At 37.9% G+C, this 25108-nt stretch carries 38 protein-coding genes; all 38 read right to left on the bottom strand.

The window, feature by feature from the left end:
* Nucleotides 1-42: 42 nt before the first annotated feature.
* Nucleotides 43-1749: an adenine deaminase gene (gene ade / locus ACYQ1E_RS11095; RefSeq protein ID WP_459879230.1), complete on the bottom strand. Its 1707-nt coding sequence runs from the start codon at nt 1747-1749 to the stop codon at nt 43-45.
* 62 nt (nt 1750-1811) lie between these two features.
* On the bottom strand, nt 1812-2243 hold the full coding sequence (locus ACYQ1E_RS11090; RefSeq protein ID WP_459879228.1) for an OB-fold nucleic acid binding domain-containing protein: 432 nt from the start codon (nt 2241-2243) through the stop codon (nt 1812-1814).
* 41 nt (nt 2244-2284) lie between these two features.
* Entirely contained in the window at nt 2285-4816 is a 2532-nt protein-coding gene (dnaE, locus tag ACYQ1E_RS11085) for a DNA polymerase III subunit alpha (RefSeq protein ID WP_459879226.1), read from the bottom strand.
* Entirely contained in the window at nt 4813-5430 is a 618-nt protein-coding gene (lexA, locus tag ACYQ1E_RS11080) for a transcriptional repressor LexA (protein WP_459879224.1), read from the bottom strand. Before lexA ends, dnaE begins: the two co-directional genes overlap by 4 nt.
* Before the next feature lie 166 nt (nt 5431-5596).
* Complete coding sequence (gene selD / locus ACYQ1E_RS11075; RefSeq protein WP_459879222.1) at nt 5597-6634, bottom strand: selenide, water dikinase SelD; 1038 nt, start codon at nt 6632-6634, stop codon at nt 5597-5599.
* A complete protein-coding gene (locus tag ACYQ1E_RS11070) occupies nt 6627-7556 on the bottom strand; it encodes a selenium metabolism-associated LysR family transcriptional regulator (protein WP_459879220.1) in 930 nt (309 codons plus the stop codon). Before ACYQ1E_RS11070 ends, selD begins: the two co-directional genes overlap by 8 nt.
* A 75-nt stretch (nt 7557-7631) precedes the next feature.
* Nucleotides 7632-8120 (bottom strand): 50S ribosomal protein L17, encoded by a 489-nt coding sequence (rplQ, locus tag ACYQ1E_RS11065; protein WP_459879218.1) that lies wholly within the window; start codon nt 8118-8120, stop codon nt 7632-7634.
* Entirely contained in the window at nt 8110-9150 is a 1041-nt protein-coding gene (locus tag ACYQ1E_RS11060) for a DNA-directed RNA polymerase subunit alpha (RefSeq protein ID WP_459879216.1), read from the bottom strand. The genes rplQ and ACYQ1E_RS11060 overlap by 11 nt, the downstream gene beginning before the upstream one ends.
* A 22-nt stretch (nt 9151-9172) precedes the next feature.
* Entirely contained in the window at nt 9173-9799 is a 627-nt protein-coding gene (rpsD, locus tag ACYQ1E_RS11055) for a 30S ribosomal protein S4 (protein ID WP_459879214.1), read from the bottom strand.
* A 26-nt stretch (nt 9800-9825) separates the two neighbouring features.
* Nucleotides 9826-10215 (bottom strand): 30S ribosomal protein S11, encoded by a 390-nt coding sequence (gene rpsK / locus ACYQ1E_RS11050; RefSeq protein WP_459879212.1) that lies wholly within the window; start codon nt 10213-10215, stop codon nt 9826-9828.
* An 18-nt stretch (nt 10216-10233) separates the two neighbouring features.
* Nucleotides 10234-10605, bottom strand: a complete 372-nt coding sequence (gene rpsM / locus ACYQ1E_RS11045) for a 30S ribosomal protein S13 (protein ID WP_459879210.1) — start codon at nt 10603-10605, stop codon at nt 10234-10236.
* A gap of 14 nt (nt 10606-10619) precedes the next feature.
* Entirely contained in the window at nt 10620-10733 is a 114-nt protein-coding gene (gene rpmJ, locus ACYQ1E_RS11040; protein WP_459879208.1) for a 50S ribosomal protein L36, read from the bottom strand.
* 18 nt (nt 10734-10751) lie between these two features.
* Nucleotides 10752-12062 carry a preprotein translocase subunit SecY gene (gene secY / locus ACYQ1E_RS11035; protein WP_459879206.1) on the bottom strand — a complete coding sequence of 437 codons (1311 nt, stop codon included), beginning with the start codon at nt 12060-12062 and terminating at the stop codon, nt 10752-10754.
* A 4-nt stretch (nt 12063-12066) separates the two neighbouring features.
* Nucleotides 12067-12510 carry a 50S ribosomal protein L15 gene (rplO, locus tag ACYQ1E_RS11030; protein WP_459879204.1) on the bottom strand — a complete coding sequence of 148 codons (444 nt, stop codon included), beginning with the start codon at nt 12508-12510 and terminating at the stop codon, nt 12067-12069.
* Entirely contained in the window at nt 12507-12677 is a 171-nt protein-coding gene (rpmD, locus tag ACYQ1E_RS11025; protein WP_459879202.1) for a 50S ribosomal protein L30, read from the bottom strand. Before rpmD ends, rplO begins: the two co-directional genes overlap by 4 nt.
* Nucleotides 12678-12690: 13 nt before the next feature.
* Nucleotides 12691-13182, bottom strand: coding sequence for a 30S ribosomal protein S5 (gene rpsE, locus ACYQ1E_RS11020; RefSeq protein ID WP_459879200.1), 492 nt, complete (start codon nt 13180-13182; stop codon nt 12691-12693).
* A 14-nt stretch (nt 13183-13196) separates the two neighbouring features.
* Nucleotides 13197-13547, bottom strand: coding sequence for a 50S ribosomal protein L18 (gene rplR, locus ACYQ1E_RS11015; protein WP_459879198.1), 351 nt, complete (start codon nt 13545-13547; stop codon nt 13197-13199).
* An 11-nt stretch (nt 13548-13558) separates the two neighbouring features.
* On the bottom strand, nt 13559-14095 hold the full coding sequence (gene rplF, locus ACYQ1E_RS11010; RefSeq protein ID WP_459879197.1) for a 50S ribosomal protein L6: 537 nt from the start codon (nt 14093-14095) through the stop codon (nt 13559-13561).
* An 11-nt stretch (nt 14096-14106) separates the two neighbouring features.
* Nucleotides 14107-14490 carry a 30S ribosomal protein S8 gene (gene rpsH, locus ACYQ1E_RS11005; RefSeq protein ID WP_459879195.1) on the bottom strand — a complete coding sequence of 128 codons (384 nt, stop codon included), beginning with the start codon at nt 14488-14490 and terminating at the stop codon, nt 14107-14109.
* Nucleotides 14491-14500: 10 nt separating this feature from the next.
* The gene (locus ACYQ1E_RS11000; RefSeq protein ID WP_459879193.1) at nt 14501-14686 is read right to left on the bottom strand and encodes a type Z 30S ribosomal protein S14; all 186 of its coding nucleotides are present in this window, start codon (nt 14684-14686) and stop codon (nt 14501-14503) included.
* Between the two features lie 11 nt (nt 14687-14697).
* Nucleotides 14698-15237, bottom strand: coding sequence for a 50S ribosomal protein L5 (gene rplE, locus ACYQ1E_RS10995; protein WP_459879191.1), 540 nt, complete (start codon nt 15235-15237; stop codon nt 14698-14700).
* 14 nt (nt 15238-15251) lie between these two features.
* A complete protein-coding gene (gene rplX, locus ACYQ1E_RS10990; protein WP_459879189.1) occupies nt 15252-15578 on the bottom strand; it encodes a 50S ribosomal protein L24 in 327 nt (108 codons plus the stop codon).
* Between the two features lie 12 nt (nt 15579-15590).
* Nucleotides 15591-15959, bottom strand: a complete 369-nt coding sequence (rplN, locus tag ACYQ1E_RS10985) for a 50S ribosomal protein L14 (protein ID WP_459879187.1) — start codon at nt 15957-15959, stop codon at nt 15591-15593.
* A 12-nt stretch (nt 15960-15971) separates the two neighbouring features.
* Complete coding sequence (gene rpsQ, locus ACYQ1E_RS10980; protein WP_459879185.1) at nt 15972-16244, bottom strand: 30S ribosomal protein S17; 273 nt, start codon at nt 16242-16244, stop codon at nt 15972-15974.
* Nucleotides 16219-16440, bottom strand: coding sequence for a 50S ribosomal protein L29 (gene rpmC, locus ACYQ1E_RS10975; protein ID WP_459879183.1), 222 nt, complete (start codon nt 16438-16440; stop codon nt 16219-16221). Before rpmC ends, rpsQ begins: the two co-directional genes overlap by 26 nt.
* 2 nt (nt 16441-16442) lie before the next feature.
* Nucleotides 16443-16853: a 50S ribosomal protein L16 gene (gene rplP / locus ACYQ1E_RS10970; RefSeq protein ID WP_459879181.1), complete on the bottom strand. Its 411-nt coding sequence runs from the start codon at nt 16851-16853 to the stop codon at nt 16443-16445.
* Complete coding sequence (rpsC, locus tag ACYQ1E_RS10965; RefSeq protein WP_459879179.1) at nt 16846-17490, bottom strand: 30S ribosomal protein S3; 645 nt, start codon at nt 17488-17490, stop codon at nt 16846-16848. The genes rplP and rpsC overlap by 8 nt, the downstream gene beginning before the upstream one ends.
* Nucleotides 17491-17502: 12 nt before the next feature.
* Nucleotides 17503-17835: a 50S ribosomal protein L22 gene (gene rplV / locus ACYQ1E_RS10960; RefSeq protein ID WP_459879177.1), complete on the bottom strand. Its 333-nt coding sequence runs from the start codon at nt 17833-17835 to the stop codon at nt 17503-17505.
* Nucleotides 17836-17850: 15 nt separating this feature from the next.
* Nucleotides 17851-18138, bottom strand: coding sequence for a 30S ribosomal protein S19 (gene rpsS, locus ACYQ1E_RS10955; protein ID WP_459879175.1), 288 nt, complete (start codon nt 18136-18138; stop codon nt 17851-17853).
* A gap of 15 nt (nt 18139-18153) precedes the next feature.
* Complete coding sequence (rplB, locus tag ACYQ1E_RS10950; RefSeq protein ID WP_459879173.1) at nt 18154-18978, bottom strand: 50S ribosomal protein L2; 825 nt, start codon at nt 18976-18978, stop codon at nt 18154-18156.
* A gap of 2 nt (nt 18979-18980) precedes the next feature.
* The gene (rplW, locus tag ACYQ1E_RS10945) at nt 18981-19271 is read right to left on the bottom strand and encodes a 50S ribosomal protein L23 (RefSeq protein ID WP_459879171.1); all 291 of its coding nucleotides are present in this window, start codon (nt 19269-19271) and stop codon (nt 18981-18983) included.
* 2 nt (nt 19272-19273) lie between these two features.
* Nucleotides 19274-19894: a 50S ribosomal protein L4 gene (rplD, locus tag ACYQ1E_RS10940; RefSeq protein WP_459879169.1), complete on the bottom strand. Its 621-nt coding sequence runs from the start codon at nt 19892-19894 to the stop codon at nt 19274-19276.
* Nucleotides 19895-19904: 10 nt separating this feature from the next.
* Complete coding sequence (gene rplC / locus ACYQ1E_RS10935) at nt 19905-20534, bottom strand: 50S ribosomal protein L3 (protein ID WP_459879167.1); 630 nt, start codon at nt 20532-20534, stop codon at nt 19905-19907.
* Nucleotides 20535-20562: 28 nt separating this feature from the next.
* Nucleotides 20563-20880, bottom strand: a complete 318-nt coding sequence (rpsJ, locus tag ACYQ1E_RS10930; protein WP_459879165.1) for a 30S ribosomal protein S10 — start codon at nt 20878-20880, stop codon at nt 20563-20565.
* Between the two features lie 11 nt (nt 20881-20891).
* Nucleotides 20892-22088: an elongation factor Tu gene (gene tuf / locus ACYQ1E_RS10925; protein WP_459879163.1), complete on the bottom strand. Its 1197-nt coding sequence runs from the start codon at nt 22086-22088 to the stop codon at nt 20892-20894.
* A 2-nt stretch (nt 22089-22090) separates the two neighbouring features.
* Entirely contained in the window at nt 22091-24163 is a 2073-nt protein-coding gene (gene fusA / locus ACYQ1E_RS10920; protein ID WP_459879161.1) for an elongation factor G, read from the bottom strand.
* Nucleotides 24164-24173: 10 nt separating this feature from the next.
* Nucleotides 24174-24644, bottom strand: coding sequence for a 30S ribosomal protein S7 (gene rpsG / locus ACYQ1E_RS10915; protein ID WP_459879159.1), 471 nt, complete (start codon nt 24642-24644; stop codon nt 24174-24176).
* Between the two features lie 20 nt (nt 24645-24664).
* Nucleotides 24665-25036, bottom strand: a complete 372-nt coding sequence (gene rpsL / locus ACYQ1E_RS10910) for a 30S ribosomal protein S12 (protein ID WP_459879157.1) — start codon at nt 25034-25036, stop codon at nt 24665-24667.
* Nucleotides 25037-25108 lie beyond the last annotated feature (72 nt).

Below are 25108 nucleotides of genomic sequence, written 5' to 3'. Positions count from 1 at the left end.
CCTCCCCATGTATTAAGGAGACTATAAAATCCAGTTTATCTATTACTCAAAGAGGGAAATAAAATTGAATTTATCCACGTCCACAAGCCCCATATCTGTTAATTTTAGATGAGGTATAACAGGAAGTGCCAGAAAAGATAGATACATAAAAGGATTTGTAATAGTGTCTCCAAGTTGTTTAGCTGAAAAATTTATTTGCTCCTCAAGTTGCATTACCTCTTCTGCTGGTCTATCACTAATAAGACCAGCTAAAGGAAGGGGCAAATGACCTAGCACCTCTTTGTCTTTCACCACAACCATTCCTCCTCCTGTTTTTGAGATAAGCTCTACTGCAAACAATATATCATCGTCATTTGACCCTGCGCATATTATATTATGGGAGTCATGGGCAATAGTAGATGCAATAGCTCCTTTATTTATGCCAAATCCCTTTACAAATCCTATTCCTATATTGCCTGAATTTTTATGCCTCTCTATTACAACTAATTTTAAAATATCATTATTTATATTGGGAATATAACAATTATCTTGTTTAATCATTACGTCCTCTATTGGCAATATTAAATGCTCTGTTATTATTTCATCTCTTTTTATTCCTATAACGTGCACCTTTTTGCCTTTCACATCTTTTATTTTTATTAAATCTACATCAATTTTTGCGTTAATACTATTTTTCATTGGGATATTTATTTTTTTCCATTTTAACTTAGAAGCGGACGTTCCATTGATATATACATCTTCAACATCTAGCTCAAAAAGATCATTTATTATTACAAAATTTGCTTTATATCCAGGAGATATTATGCCTATATCTTTTAAATTATAATAATGTACAGGATTTATAGTGGCCATTTGAATTGCCCATATGGGATCTGCTCCATTTTTTATAGCCTCTTTAATATTATAATCCATATGTCCTTTTTGTATTAGTTCTTTAGGATGTCTATCATCTGTAACTAAACAAAAGTTTCTAACATTTTTTTGATTTACAACTGGTATTATAGCAGGAAGATTTTTCTGTGTAGATCCATTTCTTGCAAATATATACATTCCTCTTTTTAGCTTTTCTTCTACTTCTGGTTTTGTGGTACATTCATGGTCACTTCTAGGACCTGCAAGTATATATGCATTTAACTCTTTTCCACTAAGCATAGGACAATGTCCGTCAATGATTTTTCCTCTGGATATAGCCAGTTTTTCCCAGATATCTTTATCCTGGAACATAACTCCAGGGAAATTCATAACTTCGGCCAGTCCTAAGATTTTATCAGGATATTTTTTGTATAGATATTCTATGTGTTCACTTTTAATAGCTGCACCAGATGTCTCCATATTGGTTGCTGGAACACAAGAAGGGGCCATAAAATAGAACTCTACATGAAGATTTTCACTCATTTTTATAAATAATTCTATTCCCTCTATTCCCATAACATTTGCTATTTCATGTGGATCACAGATTACTGCCTGGGTTCCATGTTTTATTGCAACTTTGGCAAATTCTAATGGAGTGAGCATAGTAGATTCTATATGGATATGGGCATCAATAAATGCAGGAGATATATATTTGCCTTTTATATCTATTTCATTTTTACCAGTGTAATCTCCTATACCAACAAAATATCCATTATATATCCCAAGCTCTTGTTCAACTATATCACCATTGAATACATCTATTATTTTCCCATTTTTTATGACTAAATCACAGGGAATATTTCCCAGGGCAGCCTTTAATAACATTGATTTTTTCATAAATTATCCCTTTAATTAATGCAAAATATTTATTGATTTAAGGCAGTTTAAAGCTGCATATATCATGAGCCTGTAATATTTTCAAATAAATTTATTTTTATCCTTACAGGGGAGATTGCTATAACCTTTACAATAGAACCTGGTGTTTTTCTAGTAGTCCCCCTTAAAAACACTATATCTTTGTTTAAAACATCTCTGGCACATTCTGGGGCGTTTTCTGGTATTATCACAACATCTATTAATCCCTTTTCATCTTCTAATGTGACAAACATAACCCGGGTGCTAGTGCGTGTAGGTGGAGTGTGCACTAAAATCACCTTACCAGCTATTTGCACTATCTTGTTGTTTTTCATCTTTGAAAGTGTATTAGAATCAATAAATCCCGTGTTTTTTAACAAAGGACGTATCCTTTCAAGGGGATGAAATCTACAGGGAATTTTTAAGGCTATTTGTTCTCTAATACACCAGTTTTTTATAAAGTTATTATAATTCATATCTTAGATGTTGCTTGTTTAAAAATTTTAATTAATATGTATCAAATTGCCCCGGCTATCTTCAACATCTTTATTACCCTATGGGAAAGTTTGCATCTGGAAGCGAGATCAAATTCATTTTTAAATAACCCCTTTTCTTCTCTTTCTTTAATAATGGTTTTAGCTGTTTTTTCACCTAAAAATTTTACTGTTGTTAAAGGATATATGATTCCATTTTTATATGGAGAAAAATTAAGGGTACTGTAATTTACATGGGGAGGATAGAGAAAAATACCTTTTGTCTTTGCTTCATTTAAAATAACTGATGGTGGATATGAGCCAACAGATCCTGCATTTAAAAGCCCCAGATAAAATTCTAAAGGATAGTGTGTCTTTAAATAGCCACTTATATAAGTAATATGCGCAAAAGAGGCTGCATGTGCCTTGCAAAAACCATAAGCAGCAAAGCAGGATACCATCTCAAATACATTTTCTGCAACAGACTCATCATGGCCTGATTTAATTGCACCATTGATGAACTTTTCTTTTAATGATTCCATTTCTTCTTTACTCCTGTCCTTTGTCATGGCCCTTCTAAATGCATCTGCCTCGCTATAACTCATCCCTGCAAAAGAGTGGGCAATCTCTAATACCTGTTCCTGAAATACTATTACACCATTTGTGTCTTTTAATATGGGAATAAGTTCCTTGCATGGATAGAAAATAGGCTGTTTTCCATCTCTTCTATCCAGAAAATCAGACATCATATTGCCTTTTACAGGCCCGGGCCTAAAAAGGGAGATCTCTACTACAATATCAAAAAAATTTTTTGGTTTAAGTCTCCTTACAAGTTCCCTTTGACCTGGGGATTCCAGTTGAAAAACTCCTATTGTATCCCCTTTTTGAAGGGTTTTATAAGTAGCCTCGTCATCTAAAGGAATTTCCTCTATGGATATATCTTTTTTTAAAAAATAGAGAGACTTTGCTATAGCCGTGTGCATCCTCAGTCCAAGTATATCCAGTTTAAATAGCCCCCACTTTTCTACATCCTTTTTATCTACTTCAGCTACTGGATACCCTTTATTGGAAAGGTGAATTGAAATAATATTTTCTAGTGGTTCCTCTAAAATAATAACTCCACCTAGATGGGTGGAGCTAGCATAGGGTAAGGAAGTTGCCTTTTTTACCATCTCAAGGAGCTTGTGTTCTTTTAAAATAGGATGATTTTTTAATTCAGGATATTTTTTTAGGGCAGAATCTATATCTATCCTTCTCATGGCACTAGGAAGAGATGCACATAATCTTTTGATCTCACTATAGGGATAATCCAGGGCCCTTCCTATCATTCTAACAGCCCCGCGTACCCTAAAAGTCAAAACAGTGGAAAGAAGGCCACATCTGTCCCTGTATTTATCAAAAATAAACTCAAAAACTTCATCTCGCCTCTCAGAATCAAAATCCATATCCACATCTGGAAAATCCTGCCTTCCCTCATTTAAAAACCTCTCAAATAACAAATTGTTTTCAACAGGATCCACCCCTCCAAATAAAAGATAAACCACTAAAGAGCTTGCAGCAGACCCTCTAATTGAACACCTGATGTTCCTTTTTTTGGAAAACTCATAAATATCTCTTGCAAGCAAAAAAAAGTCTGATAATTTGTGTCTTTTTATCACTTCAAGTTCTTTTACAATCCTTTTTAAATATTCAATTGATACTGGAGACTTTTTTCTGGCAAGTATTTTAAAGCAAATGGAAGAGAGTCTTTGATAACTTTTATGGGAAGATGAAAAAATTTTAGGAGGACCTATTTTATTTAATGGTAATTCAAATTCTTTACACATCTTGGCTATTTTATAGCTATTATAAAGGGCATCTTTGTTATTTGCAAAAAGTTTTTCCATATATACATTTGATGTTAAAAAGAAGTTATCTCCAGGCAGAGGAGATATATCTTTTTTGTGGTGATACTTTTTCAATATATTACAAAAGATTTTGTGTAAATCACTATCTTGTTTTTTTAAATAGGCAACTTCATGGGTCACAACTGTATCTATATTAAATTTTCCTGAAATATCTAGCTGTATATCCATAACTTTTTTATCATCTGATAATTTATGATTTTGTATGGCAATATATAAATTTTGTCTAAATAATTCTTTTAGATTTTTTAAATTATATATTGCATAATCTATTTGTCCCTTTTGTATATAGATCCTTTCTAAAGAAAATCTGCCGCCAGTAATGCATATAAGTCCATTTGTTAAATTATATATATCTTTTAAAACAATTTGTTTTTTTGTATTTTTTTGAGTAATTATTTTGCATAAGTTTTTATATCCATCTATATTTTTCACTAAAAGAACAATCCTGCCTGCATCTTTTATATCTATTTGTGCTCCTATTATTGGATCTATGCCGTATTTTTTTGCGCACACATAAAATCTTGTAATACCAAGTAGAGTGTTGTTATCTGTTAGTGCTATGTATGGAAATTTTAGCTGGTATGCGTAATTTATGAGTTCTTCTGGCAAAAAAGTCCCCCACAAAAAAGAAAAGCTGCTGGTTATGTGAAGGTGTACAAACTCTGTCATGGGATGTATTTTCTAATAAGACCTACCATTGTTCCAATTACCCTTATCTTGGAGCGTGCAACATCTTCGGCTGTAAAAAACCTTTCCTCATAATTGGGATTTGCAGGAACGAGAGAAAATCCACCGTTCTTTTTGTATAGATACTTTAAAGTAACCTCAGGTTCTATTTCATCTAACAGTGCAGCCACTATTTTACCATCTGGGGCAAATGTTTCTGGCCGTATAATTGCGATGTCTCCCTCACATATTCCCGCCTCTATCATGGAGTCTCCAACCACCCTTAGGCCATATAATTTCTCACCGCCAAAATATTTAGGATCCAGAGGGACAATTTCTTCTATGTCTTCATAGGGAAGAGTAGGATCTCCAGCAGGGATATTGCCAATTATTGGGATGCCAAAAAAATGAGATTTGAGGAGCTTAATAGATCTTTTTGTTCCTTTTGGGATTTGTAAATACCCCTTTGCCTCAAGCCTTTTTAGTATATCATACACTGCCCCAGTTGACTTTACACCTATCCCTTCTCCAATTTCTCTAATAGTAGGTGCCATTCCATGTTCAGACATAAATTTTTCAATAAATTCTAATAGTTGTTTTTGTCTCTCTGTAATCATCCTTATTCCTCCCAAACTTAATTTCTATTAAATAGAACAAATTTTCTATACAAGGTCAAGAAAAAAATTGCTCTATTTGAAATTTATTGGAGTTCTATTTTAAGAACGTTCTTTGCAGTCTATCAAGAAGCTCATCGGGAAGATTGGGAGGTAAAATATAATTCCTTCATTCAATTTTTAAAAAAACTTCTTCTCTACAAGGTCTTACTTGTCCAATTACAGTTGCCATTTCCCCATGATCATTTAAGTATCTACGCACATCATTCAACCTCTCTTCTGGCACACTAAGGACCATTCCCCCTGATGTCTGTGCATCAAAAATAATATCTATTAATATTGGATCTACATCAGATGAAATTTCTACCATTTTTTCACAAAATTTTCTGTTGGCATAAGACCCTTCAGGAACCAGGCCCATCTGGACAAATTCTCTTACTCTCTCTAAAACAGGTATTTTATTGCTCCACACCTCTATTTGCACATAAGAGGCCTTGGCCATTTCAAGAAGATGTCCTCCAAGTCCAAAGCCAGTTATATCAGTTGCCCCTTTTATGTTAAATTTTCTGATAACTTCTCCTGCAACCTTGTTTAATCTGGATGCCCAAAAATAGACCAGCTCTTCTATCTCCTTATAACCTTCCCATTTTGCCTTTAGCGCAGTTGCCAATATCCCTGTTCCAAGTGGCTTTGTTAAGACCAAAAAATCTCCTATGTTGGCCCCTTTGTTAGTCGCAATGTGTTCTTTCTTTACAATACCAGTAACAGCCAAACCATATTTTATCTCTTTATCCTCAACACTGTGTCCCCCTGCCAAAATAGCTCCAGCTTCTAATACCTTAAAGTATCCTCCCTTCAGGATCTCAATTAAGATATTTAGGTCCATTTCCTTTGTTGGAAAACAGACTATATTCATGGCACTATAGGGCTCACCACCCATGGCATATACATCAGACATTGCATTAGCTGCAGCTATTTGCCCGAAATAATAAGGATTATTAACTATAGGGGTAAAAAAATCTACTGTCTGGATCAGCTCCATCCCTTCTGGATTCTTTAATACAATACCATCCTCATTGTCTTGCAATGAGACAATAACCCTTGGATCCTCTTTAATATCTAGTTTTGAAATTACCTGTTCCAGTGACCCTGGACTTATTTTCGCTGCTCAGCCAGAAGCTGATACACGCGCTAAAAGATCAATCATGCTGAAACCTCCCATTTGCAATCATTTTATCTTCAATTTCCTTGGAAGTCTTATAAACAAAATCAATAAAAATTTTTACCGCAGGGTATATTGTCCTGCCTTTGTGATAAACCAGGTAAAAACTCCGCTTAAACTCAAAAAAAGGATACTCCTTTACAGCTAATGGAGTCATACTCAATAATGGAGATGCAGCAAACATAGAGGTCACTGAAATACCAACATCACTTGCCACCAGACCAAGAAGACCCTGGGTATTTGTAACCATGGCCTTAATGTTCAATTCATTAATATCGATCCCAGCATTTTTTAAACCAGCTTCCACAGCTCTCCTGGTTCCAGACCCCTTTTCCCTGATCACCCATGGAACATTTATCACATCTCTGGGACTATTAATTTTGTCTAAATATTTAGAATTGCCAACAAACCCCATTCTATCATCAATAATTTTTTGAAAAAAAAGATCTTCAATCTCATAAACCGCTCCAACAACTCCAATATCTAGGGACCCTTCCAAAATCCTATTAACCACTTTTTCAGTGTCATCTATTTCTAGCTGAATATCTACTTTAGGATAGCTATTACAATATTTAGATATTACTTTGGGTAAAATATAACAACCAGGAATTGTACTACCACCTATCTTTATACTACCAACCACTTGATTTTTCAGTAATTTTACTTCTAGCTCGGCTTTGTAAAGTAACTCAAGAATCTTTTTGGCGTATTTATATATTGTATGTCCAGCAACTGTAGGAATAACACTCTTCCCAATCCTATCAAAGAGTTTTTGATCAAGCTCTTCCTCTAAAGAAGAAACATGACTGGAAACAGTGGGTTGAGAAACAAACAGGTCCTTGGCTGCCTTTGAAAAACTCTTTAATTCAAAAACCTTACAAAAACTCTTTAACCTTACTATATCCATTCCAAATACATTTTATTAATTTTTCTAATACAAACAAACATAAAAAAAACAGGGTTGCCCCTGTTTTTTATCCTTTTACTCATTTGATCTATCTATATCTTCTTCCTGCTTTTGTTCTTGTTGTATTTCTCCTTTTTCTTCCTCTTCTTGATTTTCTAATTCTTGTTTTTGATCCTCTTGATTTTCTTCCTCTTTGGCCTTTAATTCATCCTCAACAAATTCCACAATTGCCATGTCAGCACAATCACCACGCCGTGGAATGGCAAGTTTAACTACCCTAGTAAAACCACCTGGTCTGTCTTTATATCTTGGAGCTATCTGATCAAAAAGTTTTTTTACTAATGTACGATCCTCTAATATCCTGTATGCTTTGCGCCTTGAATGAACTGTATTTTCCAGTCCAAAACGAATTAACTTATCTGTTAACCTCCTGACTTCTTTTGCTTTAGGCAAAGTGGTTTTAATTCTTTCGTGTTCTATTAAAGACCTTGCCATATTTTTAAACATGGCTTTTCTATGTTCCCATGTCCTATTTAATTTCCTACCCTTCTTTCTATGCCTCATGATCTTCTTTCCTCTTTTTTTCCCATTTTTCTAATTGTTCCTGAAAATTATCAATCTTCATACCCAAATCCAAACCCATATCATGAAGTACTTTTAATATATCATCCAGGGATTTTTTCCCAAAATTCTTAGCTCTCAGTAATTCTGCCTCGGTTTTTTGTACTAATTCTCCAACATAATGGATATTGGCTTTTTTTAAACAATTGCTCGCTCTAACAGGTAATTCTAATTCCTCTATTGTCTTAAAGAGATTTGGATTTATCTCCTCTTCCTTTCTCTCCTCTTCTTCCTCTGTACCTATATTCTCATCAAAGTTAATAAAAATATCCAGTTGTTCTTTTAATATCTTCGCAGAATAAGCTAAAGAGTCCTCGGGACTAACAGATCCATCCGTCCAGACCTCTATAATCAATTTATCATAATTTGTCATCTGACCAACACGTGCCTGCTCAACAGAATAGGCAACCTTTCTTATTGGTGAAAAATTGGCGTCCAAGATTATTGTTCCTATTTCATTTGGAACTTCCTGCATCTCTGCTGGCACATAGCCCTTACCCATCCGAACTTCTAGTTCCATTTTAAATTCTCTATCCTCTGTTAGAGTGGCTATATGCTGATCAGGATTAAGTACCTTTACATGGTTATTTTCTTGTATATTTGAGGCCCTAATTTCTCCCTTCTTATTTGCATATAATATTAGTTTTTGAGGCTCATCAGTATCCATAAAAAATCTAATCTTTTTTAAATTCAAAATAATCTCAGTCACGTCTTCCATCACGCCGGGAAGAGAAGTAAACTCATGATAAACCCCTTCAATCCTGGCTGCTACTATTGCTGCTCCCTGCAAGGATGAAAGTAACACCCTCCGAAGTGAATTTCCCAGCGTGGTTCCATAACCCCTTTCCAGAGGTTCTACTGTAAATTTCCCGTAGAACTCATTCGAGTCAGGATCCTTTTCAATCTTCCTTGGCTTTACTAACTCACCCCAATTTCTCGCATTTATGATCCTGCCTTGCTCTTTGATTATCATATATCTAACCCAATTATTTTAATTATTTAGAATACAACTCAACAATAAGGTTTTCGTTAATTGGAAATGTTATATCTTCTCTTTCTGGCAAAGCTTTGACTCTTCCTTTATAATTTGAAGCATCTAATTCCAACCACTGTGGTACTCCTCTTCTAGCAACAACTTCCTGTGCCTCCTGAATTACTGGCATTTTCCTACTTTTTTCCTTTACCTCAATTACATCATCCACCTTAACTTGATAAGAAGGAATATCCACCTTTCTTCCATTAACCAAGAAATGACCATGCTTAACTAATTGTCTTGCCTGATTTCTTGAGTGGGCAAATCCCAAACGATAAACTACATTGTCCAAACGCATCTCCAAAATTCTCAGCAAATTGGTTCCAGTCACGCCCTTCTTTGCTTCAGCTATTTCAAAATATTTACGAAACTGTCTTTCTAAAATACCATAAAGCCTTTTTACCTTCTGTTTTTCTCTAAGCTGTATTTCATAGTTACTGGATTTCTTTCTACGCCTACCGTGCTGACCAGGAGCATATGGTCTACGCTCGTATGCGCATTTATCTGTATAACACCTGTCACCCCTTAAAAATAATTTAGTTCCTTCTCTTCTGCATAACCTACACTTTGGTCCTGTATATCTTGCCAAGGCTCATTCCTCCTAAATTTTTTCCCTTAAACTCTTCTTCGTTTTGGTGGCCTACAACCATTATGCGGTATAGGGGTTACATCCCTGATAAAAGTTATCTTAAATCCCTCGTTGTGAATAGCCCTCATTGCTGATTCCCTTCCAGCACCAGGACCTTTAACAAATATACCAACACTCCTCATTCCATGGTCCATGGCCTGTTTTGCTGCCTTTTGAGCCGCAACTTGAGCCGCATAAGGGGTGCCTTTTTTAGACCCTTTGAAACCACATGACCCAGCACTTGCCCAGCTCACCACATTCCCTTTTGGATCTGTAAAAGTAACTATTGTGTTATTAAATGTGGTCTTAATATGGGCATATCCAGTTGGTATATTCTTTTTTTCTTTTCTTTTACCACCGCGTTTCGCTTTTGCCATATCTTTTCACTCCAAATTTTATTTCTTTCTTTTGCCTATAATAGCTCTCCTCGGACCTTTTCTAGTTCTAGCATTTGTATGTGTCCTCTGTCCCCTAACAGGGAGATGCCTTTTATGCCTAATTCCTCGATAACAATTGATTTCCATCAGTCTTTTTATATTAGCTGTTATTTCCCTGCGAAGATCTCCTTCTACTTTGTAATTTTGCTCTATCTCTTTCCTGATGGCGTTTACTTCCTCTGGTGTGAGATCATCAGACTTTTTTGTCCAATCTACTCCCACAGCTTCTAAAATCTTTAATGCGCTGGAGCGCCCTATCCCGTATATATAAGTCAATGCTATGTCAAGTCTTTTATTCTTTGGTAAATCTACGCTTGCAATCCTTACCACTTTAATCCTCCAGTTTATCCTTGTCTTTGCTTATGTTTGGGATTTTCACAAATTACACGAACAACACCCTTTCTTCTAATAATCTTACACTTACTGCACATTTTTTTAACAGAAGGTCTAACTTTCATAACGATTCTCCTTAAATCTTATATTCTACCTTTGATCCTGGCCTTCCTTAATAATCCCTCATATTGTTGTGATATCAAATATGATTGAATCTGCGTCATAGTATCTATGGCAACACCAACTACTATCAAAAGTGCTGTGCCTCCAAAATAAAAAGGCACATGCATCTTATATATCAAGATCATAGGAAGCACACACACAGCTGATACATAAAGGGAACCCCAAAAAGTAAGCCTTGTTAATACCTTATCAATGTATTCTTTTGTATGCTTTCCAGGCCTAATTCCAGGGATAAAGGCACCCTGTTTTTTTAAATTTTCCGCAATATCCTTTGGATCAAAAATTATTGCAGTATAAAAAAAGCAGAAAAATATTATTAGCCCTACATAAAGGATAGTATATAACAAACTGCCTGGCCTAAAATACACAGATAACTGGTGCAAAAATTCAACTTGTGAAAAATTTGCTATTGTTGCAGGAAACATCAAAATAGATGAAGCAAATATAGGGGGAATCACACCAGCTGTATTTATTCTCAAAGGTAAATGGGAACTCTGACCTCCATACATGCGCCTTCCAACCATACGTTTTGCATAATTAATAGGTATTCTTCTTTGAGCCGTCTCAACAAAACATATAAATGCCAAAACCCCCATCATAACCGCCAAGAGTATTAATAGAAAAAACAAACTGAGCTCACCTGTCTGAAGCAACTTTATTGTCTTTGTTATTGCACCTGGTACTCTTGCAACAATTCCTGCAAATATAATGAGAGACACACCATTTCCTATCCCTCTAGCAGTAATTTGTTCCCCTAACCACATCAAAAAAACTGTACCTGTGGTAAGAGTAATAACAGTTACCAAAATAAAGGTAATTCCTGGATGCGGAACCACCGGCACACCTGCTGGACTGGTCATCTTTTGAAGCCCATATGCTATCCCAGTTCCCTGAATAAGGGTTATAAGCACTGTTCCATATCTTGTATATTGAGTTATCTTTCTCCGACCAGCCTCACCCTCTTCTTTTTTTAACCTCTCCAGCTCAGGACTCACTACTACCAAAAGTTCCATTATAATTGCTGAGGATATATAGGGCATAATACCTAGAGCAAAAACAGAGAATTTACTAAGCCCACCACCAGCAAACATATCAAAAAGCCCGAATAATGTATTTTGAGCTGACGCGAAAAAATCAGCTATTGCACCTGTGTTTATTCCTGGAACGGGTATATGAATTCCTAATCTATATACTATGAGCAACCCTAAGGTAATTAATATCCTGCGGGTAAGCTCTTTTGAAAAAGTGACATTTTCCAATTGCGGTATCACCTACCTATCCCTCCAGTATCTTGGCTTCCCCACCACCATTTTTAATTTTTTCCAGAGCACTCTTACTAAATTTGTGTGCCCAGATTTTGAATCCCTTGGTTATCTCACCCCTGCCTAATATCTTGATGGGTCTGTTTTTTTTACAAAATTTATATAAATCATCAAGGGTTATTTCATCCTTGTCCATAAACTTCTTTTCAATAAAATCTAAGTTTATAACATTATACTCTACTCTAAAGGGATAATTTTTAAATCCCCTCTTGGGAAGTCTCCTCACAAGGGGCATCTGTCCACCTTCAAACATTGGTGCAGGTCCTTTACCAGCCCTTGCCTTCTGACCCTTATTACCCTTGCCAGCAGTACATCCCTGACCACTGGCAGGGCCACGTCCAATCCTCTTTTTTTTCTTTAATTCACCAGAAAATGGCCTGAGCTCATGTAATTTCATTTCTCCACCACCTCTACTAAATGTTTGACCTTATTTATCATTCCAATTATTGCTGGATTATTAGGCAATTCCTTGACTTGATTTATTCTTCTAAGACCCAAGGCCTCAAGGGTCTTACGTTGTTTTGGTTTACACCCAATTTTACTCCTAATTAACTTCACCTTCATATGAGTTTACCCCCTAACCACCAATTGATAAACTTTTTCCCCTAATTTCAGAAACCTCTTCAGGATAACGCAACATATTTATACCCATAATTGTTGCTTTAATAACATTTATTGGATTTCTAGAGCCAATGGCCTTACTTAAAACATCTGTAACACCTGCTGCTTCCATAATCGCTCTCACAGGACCACCAGCAATAATCCCAGTTCCTTTAACAGCAGGTTTTAATAAAACCCTGGCAGCTCCAAATTCACCAATAACTTGATAAGGAATTGTTCCATCAATAATTGGCACTTCTATCATATTTTTCTTAGCCCGTTCAGTGGCCTTTACAATTGCATCCGGAACCTGATTGGCCTTCCCATAACCATAACCAACATTACCCTTTCCATCTCCCACTACTACCAGGGCTGTAAATTTAAAGTTTTTTCCACCCTTAACAACCTTTGATACTCTATTTAGATGAACAATTTTTTCAATTAATCCAATTTCATTTACTGTACTCATAAATCACCTCAACTTTAAAAATTTAGCCCACCCTCTCTGGCACCATCAGCCAGTGCTTTCACTCTTCCATGATATATGTATCCATTTCTATCAAATACTACCTTTTGAACACCCTTCTCCAGTGCAATTTTGGCTATCTCCATTCCTACTTTCCTAGCGGTTTCCTTATTCAACTTCACATCTTCGCCTAACTTTAGGCTAGAGTAAGCAGCTATTGTGTGACCTCTACTATCATCTATTACCTGGGCATAAATATGTTTATTCGACCTAAATACTACCAGCCTTGGCCTCTGTGATGTACCAAAAATCTTTTTTCTAATCCTTATTTTTCTCTTCTTTCTCAGATCATTTCTACTTAATTTCATGTTCCCCACCCTTACGCCTTAGCAGATTTTCCAGCTTTACGTAAAATCTGTTCATTGATATACTTGATACCTTTACCCTTATAGGGCTCAGGAGGTCTGATCCTCCGAATCTGGGCAGCTACTTCACCTACCAACTGCTTATCAATCCCTGAAATAAAAATTTTATTCCCTTCCACCTTTGCTGAAATCCCTTTAGGCAACAGATATTCCTTTGGATTAGAATAACCCACATTTAAAACCACTTTATTCCCTTTCACCTCAGCCCTATAACCTACTCCCACTATTTCTAGACCCTTTTCAAAGCCCTTACTAACGCCTTCAATAGCATTAGCCAGTAGAGTTCGTCTCAGGCCGTGCTGTTCTCTAGCTTTTCTAGAATCATTCTTTCTCTTAACAAAAATTGTATCTCCTTCCTGAACGTATTCAATCAAATCACTTTTGTCCAAAACAATTAGCCCCTTCGGGCCCTTTACCTCTATTTCATGTTCTTTAAATGTAACATTTACCTTGTCTGGGACCTTTATCGGTGTTTTTCCTATTCTAGACATAATTTCCCACCTTACCATATTTTACAAAGTAGCTCTCCGCCAACCCTTTGTCTTTTAGCTTCACTTCCTTCTAAGACACCTCTAGATGTGGATAAGATACATATACCCAGACCATTTTGAACCTCAGGTATCTCATCCACACCAACATAAACGCGCCGCCCTGGCTTGCTCACTTTTTCCAAATCAGATATAGCGGGCCTGCCTTTTACATATTTTAATTTTACTACAATATCGCGTCCATCTCTATTTATTTCCTCTATATATCCCTCATGCTTTAAGATTTCCAAGATGGCCATCTTCATCTTGGACCCAGGTATTCTTACCTGTTTGTGAAGAGCCATATGAGCATTTTTTATACGGCTTAACATATCTGCTATTGGATCAGTCATTCCCATAACAAGCTCCTTACCAACTTGATTTACGGACTCCAGGAAGTTCACCTGATAATGCCATTGTTCTAAAACATATCCTGCACACCCCAAATCTTCTCAAAAATGCCCTTGGTCTTCCACATAAAGGGCATCTATTGTATTTCCTAACTTTAAATTTTGGCTCCCTCTGAGCCTTTACCATTAGTGCCTTTCTAGCCAATTTTCCCTCCTTTACTTAACAAAGGGCATCCCCAAAAACTTAAGCAAGGCCTTGCCCTCTTTGTCGGTCTTGGCAGTTGTTACTATGGTTACATTCATACCTTTAACACGATCAACTATATCAATGGGTATATCCGGAAAAATCGTATGCTCTCTAATTCCCAGGGTATAATTTCCACGACCATCAAAGCCCCTATCAGAAAGCCCTCTAAAATCCCTAATTCTGGGAATTGCAAAATTTATTAATTTGTCAAAAAATGCCCACATCCTCTCCCTTCTCAGGGTAACACGACACCCAACAGGCATACCTTGTCTCACCTTAAAAGCTGCAATTGACTTCTTCGCCCTGGTAGGCACTGCTTTTTGACCAGCTATTAAAGTCAATTCTTTAATTCCATCCTGAATTATTTTATTGTCATGGGCCCCTTCTCCAAGTCCCATATTCAAGGAAATTAACTTCAACTTTGGAACTTCCATTATATTCTTATATCCAAATTCATCCTTTAATTTAGGCACAACATTTTCTTTGTATATCTTTTCTAAACGGTTCATGGCTCTTTCCTTTGTTAATCAAGAATCTCTTTGCATTTCTTACAATATCTAAGCTTCTTTCCATCTTCAGTAAATTTATATCCAACTCTTGTAGGCTTTGCACATGCATCACAAAAAAGCATTACATTAGATATATGTACAGGAGCTTCTTTCTCTATAATCCCTCCACTTTGTCCTGTATATGGATTTCCCTTTATATGTCTTCTCACAACGTTTACCTGATCTACAATCACCCTATCTGTTTTTTTTAAAATCTTTTTAACTGTACCTACTTTTCCGCGATCTTTTCCACAAATTACCATTACTTTATCATTTACTTTAATTTTGTACTTCCTATTCATACTGACCCACCTCTATAATACTTCTGGGGCTAATGAGACAATCCTCATAAATCTTTTGTCTCTAAGTTCCCTGGCCACAGGGCCGAAAATACGGGTTCCTATAGGTTCCATATTTTTATTTAATAATACAGCAGAATTGGTATCAAATTTAATATAAGAACCATTAGGCCTACCAATTTCCTTTTTTGTCCTCACCACAACTGCCCGATAAATTTCGCCTTTTTTTACCTTTGAATGGGGTATAGCCTCTTGGACTGAGACTACAATCAAATCGCCTATTGTAGCATATCTCTTTTTACTCCCTCCAAGCACTTTTATACACCTAACAATCTTAGCCCCGGAGTTATCTGCTACATCCAATTTACTCTCAACCTGAATCATGGCCTTCTCCTCCTATACCGCTTTTTCCAATATCTTGAGTAGCCTCCAGCGCTTACGCCTGCTAATGGGCCTACTTTCTATTATTTGCACCTTATCACCCATCCCACATTCATTTTTAGGGTCATGGGCCATGAATTTTTTTCTTTTTCTGATAAATTTTTTATATAAAGGATGTTTAATCATTGTCTCACATCTAACCACAATGGTCTTATCTGGTTTGTTACTAACTACAACCCCAGTAAGCACTCTTTTATTTCTTTTAACTGTCTTCTTTGCTCCTTCCATCCTTTGACTCCAATTGCTTTTCCCGCATGATGGTTAAAATTCTTGCTATAGTCCTCTTAACTTGCGGTATCCTTGCAGTATTCTTTAATTGACCTATTGAATGCTGAAACCTCAACTTAAACAATTCTTCTCTATACTCAGCCAATTTATTATGTAGCTCGGATAGTTCCATCTCTCTTAATTTAGCGGCGTCCATCGTTACAACCCCTTTTCCTCAATTTTTGTCCTTATAGGCAACTTATAAGATGCACGTACAAGTGCTTCTTTTGCCCTGTCAATGTCAACACCAGCAATTTCAAATAAAATACGTCCCGGCTTAACTAACGCCACCCATCCTGAAGGAGAACCTTTACCCTTCCCCATCCTTGTCTCGGCTGGTTTCTCAGTAACTGGCTTGTCTGGAAAAATCCGTATATAAACCTTTCCACCACGCTTTAGGCTTCTCATTATGGCCACACGAGCTGCCTCTATCTGCTGTGCTGTCAATCTACCATGTTCACATGCCTTGAGCCCTATATCACCGAAGTTAACTCTACAGCCCCTATAGGCCTTGCCTCTAGTAAATCCCCTGTGCTGTTTTCTATATTTAACCTTCTTTGGACTAAGCATCTGTTTTTACCTCATCTAAAATTTCGCCTTTAAATATCCAGACCTTTACACCTATTATTCCATATGTGGTTAATGCAGTTGCAAAACCATAGTCTATGTCTGCCCTTAAGGTGTGCAAGGGCACTCTACCCTCCCTGAACCATTCAGTCCTGGCAATCTCAGCTCCACCCAATCTACCAGAGCATGCTATTTTTATACCTTTAGCTCCAAATTTTAACGCCAGGCTGATTGCCCTCTTCATGGCACGCCTAAAAGCCACCCTTCTTTCAAGCTGAAGTGAGACATTCTCAGCTACCAGTTGGGCATCTATCTCAGGCCTCCTCACTTCAACAACCTCAAGGATGAATTCACCATTGAATTTTCTCTTGAGCTCATTTCTCAGTTTCTCTATTTCAACACCCTTTCTGCCAATTACTATCCCTGGTCTGGCCGTGTGAATTATTACCCTGACCTTTTCAGCAGCCCTTTCTATTTCAATCTTGGAAATTCCTGCGTGGTATAGTCTTTGTTTAATAAATTTTCTTAATTGTTTGTCTTCATAGACAAACCTTGCATAATCCTTTTTACTATACCATCTAGACAACCAATTTTTGGTGTATCCTAACCTAAACCCGTATGGATGAACTTTTTGACCCAATGCCCTCTCCTCCTACTCTTCATCAAGAATAACTGTTATATGACTCGTCCTCTTTAATATCCTGGTGGCCCTGCCCATTGCCCTTGGCCTGATTCTCTTCCACATAGGACCTTCATTTACCAAAATATCCTTTACATACAACCTGTCCACATCCATTAAATAATTATTTTCCGCATTTGACAGCGCTGAATACATTACCTTATAAATGATTTTTGCAGCCTTTTTAGGTGTAAACTGCAAGATATCTAACGCCTTATCTACTGGCATATTCTTCACATTCCTAGCCACCAGCCTGGCCTTTCTCGGTGATATTCGGACGAACTTTAATGTAGCTCTTGCCTCCATAACAAACCTCTTTTGTTACTTTTTACCCTTGACCTTACTCTTTTTGTCGCCAGCATGACCATGAAATGTCCTGGTCGGAGCAAACTCACCCAATTTATGACCCACCATATTTTCTGTCACAAACACTGGAATGAATTTCTTTCCATTATGTACCGCAAATGTTAGACCAACCATTTCTGGAATTATTGTAGACCTTCTAGACCACGTCTTTATTACCGACCTATCCTTAGTCTCATTCGCCTTTTTTACCTTCTTCAAGAGATGATCATCTACAAAAGGCCCTTTTTTTAATGATCTTGGCATAAAGTACCCCTCTGACTATTTTCTTCTTTTTACTATGAACTTGTCTGAGTATTTATTCTTTTTACGAGTCTTATAACCCTTTGTTGGCACGCCCCACGGACTTACCGGATGTCTGCCCCCCGAGGTCTTACCTTCACCACCACCGTGAGGATGGTCGATTGGGTTCATTGCTACACCACGCACCTTGGGCCGCCTATTGAGATATCTGTTTCTACCTGCTTTACCAATTTTTATGTTTTCGTGATCTATATTGCCAACCTGACCTATGGTAGCAAAACATTTAACCAAAACCTTCCTGATTTCCCCAGAAGGCAGCCTCAACATAGCATATTTGTCCTCTTTATCAATTATCTGAGCATATGTTCCAGCCGCCCTACAAAGTTGTCCGCCCCTACCTGGATGCAACTCTATATTATGTACTATGGTTCCATTTGGAATGCTATACAGAGGCATAGCATTACCCACTTTAATATCAGCCTTCTCACTCGCTATAACCATGTCACCAACAGAAAGGTCCTTTGGTGCTATAATATATCTCTTTTCACCATCCACATAATGGAGCAAAGCGATTCTAGCACTTCTATTTGGATCATATTCAATAGCTGCTACCTTAGCTGGCACATCTAACTTATTCCTTTTAAAATCAATAATTCTATAACGACGCTTATGGCCTCCACCCCTTCTTCTACTCGTGATACGGCCATAACAATTACGTCCACTACTTTGACGCAAACCAATTACTAAACTCTTTTCAGGCGTCGTTTTTGTAATTTCTGCAAAATCCGAGACTGTCTGTCCTCTTCTGCCTGGCGATGTTGGCTTAAGTACCCTAATACCCATAATTATACACCTTCAAAAAAGTCTATTTTTTCACCTGGCGCAAGTTGAACGTACGCCTTTTTAAATCCACTTACCTTTCCCACTACCCTTCCAAAACGTCTCTTAAGCCTTGGCCTTTTGTTTATTACTCTTACCTTCTCTACCTTTACTTTAAAGGCCTTTTCTACTGCCCTTTGTATATCAATCTTATTGGCCTTTTTATCAACTATAAAGGCAATTTGATTACTTTGATCCTTTAGAAAAGTTGTCTTTTCCGTTATCAAAGGCTTTATTAAAATTTTTGTATAATCCATGGCTATGCCAACCTTTGCTTAATATTTTCTACTACCTCTGGTGTGAGAACTAATGAATCGTACTTTAAAATATCGTACACATTTATATCCTTATCCAACATTAACTTGGTATCAGCCAAATTTCTTCCTGAAAGAAAGATGTTCTTATCCTGTTTAGGCAAAACAATCAAGGCTTTTTTTACATCTAAATTCTTTTTTATCTTGACCAACTCTTTTGTCTTAGGCTGACTCACCTCCAACTTGTCCACCACTACCAATTCATTATTTCTTACCTTGGAGGTTAAAGCCATCTTAATGGCAAGCCTTTTTACTTTCTTATTCACTTTAAAAGAGTAATCCCTTGGTTTAGGTCCATGGGATACTGCACCTCCAACCCAAAGGGGAGACCTAATTGAGCCTGCTCTAGCACGTCCTGTGCCTTTTTGTCTCCAGGGCTTTTTTCCCCCGCCCCTAATTGTTGACCTGGTCTTCACAGAGGCCGTGCCTACACGTTTTGCAGCTAAATGTGCCTTCACCACAAAATTCAAAATACCAGGCTTTATTTCCACATTGAATATGCTGTCAGGTAGTTCCATCTCTCCCACAACATTTTTTTCCTGATCATATATATTTACCACTGTCATTTTATCCACCTCAATCCTGCTTACGAATGTAAATGATTGAATTCTTTGCTCCAGGCACTTGACCCTTCACTAATATTAATCCATCTTCATGCCTTACATCCATGATTTCTATATTTTTATAAGTATGCTGCCTGTTCCCCATATGTCCAGGCATTCTTTTTCCCTTAAATACTCGCGATGGATCTGCACATTGTCCTATTGATCCTGGAGCCCTATGTACCTTGTGATGACCATGAGAGTCTGGAGATCCTCCAAAATTCCATCTCTTCATAACCCCTGCAAAACCGCGTCCTTTAGATACCCCAGTAATTTTGACCTTTTCACCAACTCTGAAAAGATCTACAGTGAGTTCTTGTCCTAGCTCATAGTCATCTAACTTATCTACTCTAAACTCTTTTAAAAATCTGTAAAAACCCTTTCCTGCTTTTTGTTGATGGCCCTTCAATGGTTTGTTTACTTTTTTCTCTTTAATAGGCTCAAACCCCAATTGTAGGGCCTCATAACCATCTTTCTCTTTTGTCTTTATCTGGATAATTGGACAAGGACCCACCTTGAGGACAGTTACTGGTACTCGCCTTCCATCACGAGCAAAAATTGTTGTCATACCTAGCTTTTTTCCTATTAATCCTAAACCCTTCATAAATAACCCCTCAAAAAAATTTGCCCCATTAGAGTTTGATCTCTACATCAACACCCGCGGGTAAGCTGAGCTTGCCCAAGGCATCCACAGTCTGCTGGGTAGGTTCTAAAATATCTAGCAACCTCTTATGTATCCTGATCTCAAATTGTTCCCTAGATTTTTTATTAACATGAACTGATCTGTTCACAGTTATCTTATGAATCCGTGTTGGTAAGGGTATAGGACCTGCCACAGCAGCTCCTGTATTTCTAGCAGACTCTACTATCTCTCGGACCGCCTTGTCCAAAATTCTATAATCATAAGCCTTTAGTTTGATTCTTATTCTGTCACTTTGCATATTCACCATGTTCCTTACTCCTATTCAATTATCTCCGAAACTACACCTGCTCCAACAGTTCTTCCACCTTCTCTTATCGCAAACCTCAGTCCCTTCTCCATGGCTATCGGCGCTATCAACTCCACCTCAAATTGGGCATTGTCGCCAGGCATCACCATCTCTACTCCCTCTTCTAACTTTATCACTCCTGTCACATCTGTTGTCCTAAAATAAAACTGCGGTCTATATCCTGTGAAAAATGGTGTGTGACGACCTCCCTCTTCCTTCTTTAACACATATACCTCTGCCTTAAATTTCGTGTGCGGCGTTATACTCCCTGGCTGAGCCACTACCTGACCTCGCTCTACCTCATCCCTCTTTATTCCCCTTAACAATATCCCTACATTGTCTCCTGCCTGTCCCTGATCCAAGGTCTTCCTAAACATCTCTACACCCGTTACCACTGTCTTCTTTGTCTCACCTAATCCTACTATCTCTACCTCATCTCCTACCTTCACAACTCCACGCTCTATCCTACCTGTTACTACCGTCCCCCTTCCTGATATACTAAACACATCCTCTATTGGCATCAAAAATGGCTTGTCTATCTCCCTCACTGGCTCAGGTATATAGGAATCTACCGCATCCATTAACTCAAATATACACTTCGCATCTTCACTATCTGGATCATCACTCTCTAATGCCTTCAATGCACTACCATGTATTACTGGCACATCATCCCCTGGAAAATCATACTGACTAAGAAGTTCCCTCACCTCTAACTCTACCAACTCCAACAATTCCTCATCATCTACTAAATCTACCTTGTTCAAAAATACCACTATACTCGGAACCCCTACCTGCCTCGCTAGCAATATATGCTCCCTTGTCTGGGGCATTGGTCCATCTGTGGCTGCTACTACCAATATCGCACCATCCATCTGAGCCGCACCTGTTATCATGTTCTTTATATAGTCAGCATGACCCGGACAATCCACATGCGCATAATGCCTATTCGGTGTCTCATACTCAACATGCGCTGTGGCTATGGTTATTCCCCTCTCCTTCTCCTCCGGTGCCTTGTCTATCTCATCAAATGGTACATACTCAGCTGTCCCATACTTCAAACTCAACTGCTTTGTTATCGCCGCTGTCAACGTGGTCTTACCATGATCTATGTGACCTATGGTCCCTATGTTTACATGTGGCTTCCGCCTCTCAAACTTCTCCTTCCCCATAACTACCCCCTGGTTCTTATAATTTCTTCTGCTACTGTTGTTGGTACTTTTTCATAGTGATCAAATTGCATTGTAAAATTTGCCCTACCTTGAGTCAGGGTCCTTATTACTGTTGAATATCCAAACATTTCCTTTAAAGGAACATAAGCCCTCACTATCTGGATACCTAACCTGGATTCCATTCCTAATATCTTACCCCGCCTACTATTTAAATCACCCATAACCTCACCTACGTATTCCTCTGGACAGAGGACTTCTACTAACATAATAGGTTCTAAAAGTACAGGCGAAGCCTTTAAACAAGCATCCTTTATAGCCATTGAGCCAGCCACATAAAAGGCCTGTTCAGAGGAATCCACCTCATGATATGAACCAAACACCAGATTTACCTTAAGATCAATCACTGGATAACCGGCAAGAACACCACTTAGCAATGCATCTTTGATGCCTTTATCTATAGCAGGTATATATTCTTTGGGTATTACTCCACCTACAATAGAATTTTGAAATACATACCCTTCACCTGGTGCAGGCTCTACTTCAATCACTACATGTCCATATTGTCCCCTACCACCAGTCTGTTTTATAAACTTTGCTTCACTTTTTGCTGACCTGGTTATTGTCTCCCTATAGGCCACCTTTGGCTGTCCCACATTAGCATCAACTTTAAACTCTCTAATCAAGCGGTCAACTATAATCTCTATATGAAGCTCACCCATTCCTGAAATAATAGTCTGTCCTGTTTCTTCATCTGTTTTGACTTTAAAAGAAGGGTCTTCCTTGGTGAGCTTTGCAAGTGCAGCAGACAAATTATCTCTATCAGACTTTGTCTTGGGCTCTATGGCAACGTCTATAACTGGTTCAGGAAAATCTATATTTTCAAGGATTACTGGCTCCTTTGGATCACATAGGGTGTCACCTGTAGCAACACTCTTAAGACCCACTGCAGCCACAATATCACCAGCCCAGGCCTCTTTTATCTCCTCCCTCTTATTGGCGTGCATTTTTAGGAGCCTTCCAATTCGCTCCTTTTTCATATTTGTCGTATTTACAAGACTCATCCCTGTTGCTATGTGGCCAGAATATACTCTAAGAAAGGTTAGATGCCCTACATATGGGTCGGTCATTAATTTAAATGCAAAAGCCTTCACTGGTGCATCATCTCTACACTCACAAACAACCTTTTCCCCGGTATCAGCTCTAATTCCTTCAATAGGTGGCAAATCAACTGGCGAAGGTAAAAAGTCTATTATTCCATCTAATAGGGGTTGTATACCCTTATTTTTAAAGGCAGCTCCACAAAATACAGGGCATATTTTAAGATTAATTGTACTCTTCCGAATTGCTTGAGTTAATCTTTCAATTGGTATCTCCTCTCCAGATAAATATAGCTCCAATAATTCATCATCTTCTTCTGCAACTGCTTCTACCAGATAACTCCGCCAATACTCTGTATCTTTAAGTAGCTCTTCTGGTATATTATCTGAATAGGTCTTTTTTCCAAGGGTTTGTTCATCAAAATACATGGCCTGACCATGAATTAAATCTATGACCCCTTTAAAATTTTCTTCTTTGCCTATGGGTATTTGAATGGGTACTGGTTTTGCCTTTAGACGCTCCTTAATCATATCAATTACCCGGAAATAATCAGCCCCCACCCTATCCATTTTATTTACAAAGGCAAGTCTTGGCACCTTATATTTATCTGCCTGTCTCCACACTGTTTCAGACTGAGGCTCAACACCGCCCACAGCACAAAAAACTGCAACAACCCCATCTAACACCCTAAGAGACCTTTCCACTTCTACTGTAAAATCAACGTGTCCCGGTGTATCAATTATATTTATTCTATATCCCTTCCAAAAACAGGTTGTTGCAGCAGATGTTATAGTAATACCTCTTTCCTGTTCCTGGGCCATAAAGTCCATAATGGCTTCACCATCATGGACTTCACCAATTTTATGGGACACACCAGTATAAAATAGAATACGTTCTGTTGTAGTAGTTTTTCCCGCATCTATATGTGCCATAAAACCGATATTTCGCTGCTTATCAATTGGAACTATTCTTCCCACATCTCACCTCTTACCACCTATAATGCGCAAAGGCCTTGTTGGCTTCTGCCATTCTGTGGGTATCTTCCTTTTTCTTGATTGCAATACCCTTATTATGATAGGCGTCAGTAAGTTCAGCACTAAGCCTTTTGACCATGCCTTTTTCACCACGACTCCTTGCAGATTGGATTAACCACCTGATTGCCAGAATAAGTTGTCTATGGGGAGTTACCTCCACTGGGACTTGATATGTAGCCCCTCCAACCCTTCTTGGCTTTACCTCAACCTCTGGCTTGACATTGTTTATGGCCTTTTCAAAAGCTGCCAGAGGTTCATCCGAAGTATTTTTTGCCAATTCATCCATGGCTTTATAGACAATTTTTTCAGCAACACTCTTTTTTCCATCTCTCATAACACCGTTGATAAACTTGGCCACTAATTTACTCTTATACCTTGGGTCTGGCAAAATTTCTCTTTTTGGTACAGGTCCTTTACGAGGCATATCTTAAATCTCCTTAAAAACTATTTTGGTCTCTTTACACCATATTTAGATCTACTCTTTCTACGATCCTGAACTCCTGCAGCATCAAGGGCTCCACGAATAATTGTATAACGTACACCAGGAAGGTCTTTAACACGCCCGCCCCTCACCAGCACAACAGAATGTTCCTGCAAATTATGCCCTTCACCTGGAATATAGCAGGTAACCTCTATGCCATTTGTCAACCTTACCCTGGCTACCTTTCTGAGAGCTGAGTTAGGCTTTTTGGGAGTAGTAGTATAAACCCTTACACAAACCCCTCTTTTCTGTGGACATCCTTGCAGCGCAGCCCTCTTTTTTGAAGACTTTACCTTCTCACGCCCCTTCCTCACTAGTTGATTTATAGTGGGCATATATGGCCTCCTTCTGTAAGATAACTAAAGATAACTCCCTAAACAAGCGTTCAAAAGATGGTTTACTTAACC

The sequence above is a fragment of the Desulfothermus naphthae genome, assembly GCF_054657475.1.
This window is presented reverse-complemented; position numbering and strand designations above follow the sequence as displayed.

Coding starts and splice junctions, on each gene's coding strand:
- ade (WP_459879230.1), bottom strand. CDS start 1,749: ATGAAAAAATCAATGTTATTAAAGGCTGCCCTGGGAAATATTCCCTGT.
- ACYQ1E_RS11090 (WP_459879228.1), bottom strand. CDS start 2,243: ATGAATTATAATAACTTTATAAAAAACTGGTGTATTAGAGAACAAATA.
- dnaE (WP_459879226.1), bottom strand. CDS start 4,816: ATGACAGAGTTTGTACACCTTCACATAACCAGCAGCTTTTCTTTTTTG.
- lexA (WP_459879224.1), bottom strand. CDS start 5,430: ATGATTACAGAGAGACAAAAACAACTATTAGAATTTATTGAAAAATTT.
- ACYQ1E_RS11070 (WP_459879220.1), bottom strand. CDS start 7,556: ATGGATATAGTAAGGTTAAAGAGTTTTTGTAAGGTTTTTGAATTAAAG.
- rplQ (WP_459879218.1), bottom strand. CDS start 8,120: ATGAGGCATAGAAAGAAGGGTAGGAAATTAAATAGGACATGGGAACAT.
- ACYQ1E_RS11060 (WP_459879216.1), bottom strand. CDS start 9,150: ATGATAATCAAAGAGCAAGGCAGGATCATAAATGCGAGAAATTGGGGT.
- rpsK (WP_459879212.1), bottom strand. CDS start 10,215: ATGGCAAAAGCGAAACGCGGTGGTAAAAGAAAAGAAAAAAAGAATATA.
- rpmJ (WP_459879208.1), bottom strand. CDS start 10,733: ATGAAAGTTAGACCTTCTGTTAAAAAAATGTGCAGTAAGTGTAAGATT.
- rplO (WP_459879204.1), bottom strand. CDS start 12,510: ATGAAATTACATGAGCTCAGGCCATTTTCTGGTGAATTAAAGAAAAAA.
- rpmD (WP_459879202.1), bottom strand. CDS start 12,677: ATGAAGGTGAAGTTAATTAGGAGTAAAATTGGGTGTAAACCAAAACAA.
- rpsE (WP_459879200.1), bottom strand. CDS start 13,182: ATGAGTACAGTAAATGAAATTGGATTAATTGAAAAAATTGTTCATCTA.
- rplR (WP_459879198.1), bottom strand. CDS start 13,547: ATGAAATTAAGTAGAAATGATCTGAGAAAGAAGAGAAAAATAAGGATT.
- rplF (WP_459879197.1), bottom strand. CDS start 14,095: ATGTCTAGAATAGGAAAAACACCGATAAAGGTCCCAGACAAGGTAAAT.
- rpsH (WP_459879195.1), bottom strand. CDS start 14,490: ATGGGAATGACTGATCCAATAGCAGATATGTTAAGCCGTATAAAAAAT.
- rplE (WP_459879191.1), bottom strand. CDS start 15,237: ATGAACCGTTTAGAAAAGATATACAAAGAAAATGTTGTGCCTAAATTA.
- rplX (WP_459879189.1), bottom strand. CDS start 15,578: ATGAATAGGAAGTACAAAATTAAAGTAAATGATAAAGTAATGGTAATT.
- rplN (WP_459879187.1), bottom strand. CDS start 15,959: ATGATTCAGGTTGAGAGTAAATTGGATGTAGCAGATAACTCCGGGGCT.
- rpsQ (WP_459879185.1), bottom strand. CDS start 16,244: ATGGAAGGAGCAAAGAAGACAGTTAAAAGAAATAAAAGAGTGCTTACT.
- rpmC (WP_459879183.1), bottom strand. CDS start 16,440: ATGGACGCCGCTAAATTAAGAGAGATGGAACTATCCGAGCTACATAAT.
- rplP (WP_459879181.1), bottom strand. CDS start 16,853: ATGCTTAGTCCAAAGAAGGTTAAATATAGAAAACAGCACAGGGGATTT.
- rplV (WP_459879177.1), bottom strand. CDS start 17,835: ATGGAGGCAAGAGCTACATTAAAGTTCGTCCGAATATCACCGAGAAAG.
- rpsS (WP_459879175.1), bottom strand. CDS start 18,138: ATGCCAAGATCATTAAAAAAAGGGCCTTTTGTAGATGATCATCTCTTG.
- rplB (WP_459879173.1), bottom strand. CDS start 18,978: ATGGGTATTAGGGTACTTAAGCCAACATCGCCAGGCAGAAGAGGACAG.
- rplW (WP_459879171.1), bottom strand. CDS start 19,271: ATGGATTATACAAAAATTTTAATAAAGCCTTTGATAACGGAAAAGACA.
- rplD (WP_459879169.1), bottom strand. CDS start 19,894: ATGACAGTGGTAAATATATATGATCAGGAAAAAAATGTTGTGGGAGAG.
- rplC (WP_459879167.1), bottom strand. CDS start 20,534: ATGAAGGGTTTAGGATTAATAGGAAAAAAGCTAGGTATGACAACAATT.
- rpsJ (WP_459879165.1), bottom strand. CDS start 20,880: ATGGTGAATATGCAAAGTGACAGAATAAGAATCAAACTAAAGGCTTAT.
- tuf (WP_459879163.1), bottom strand. CDS start 22,088: ATGGGGAAGGAGAAGTTTGAGAGGCGGAAGCCACATGTAAACATAGGG.
- rpsG (WP_459879159.1), bottom strand. CDS start 24,644: ATGCCTCGTAAAGGACCTGTACCAAAAAGAGAAATTTTGCCAGACCCA.
- rpsL (WP_459879157.1), bottom strand. CDS start 25,036: ATGCCCACTATAAATCAACTAGTGAGGAAGGGGCGTGAGAAGGTAAAG.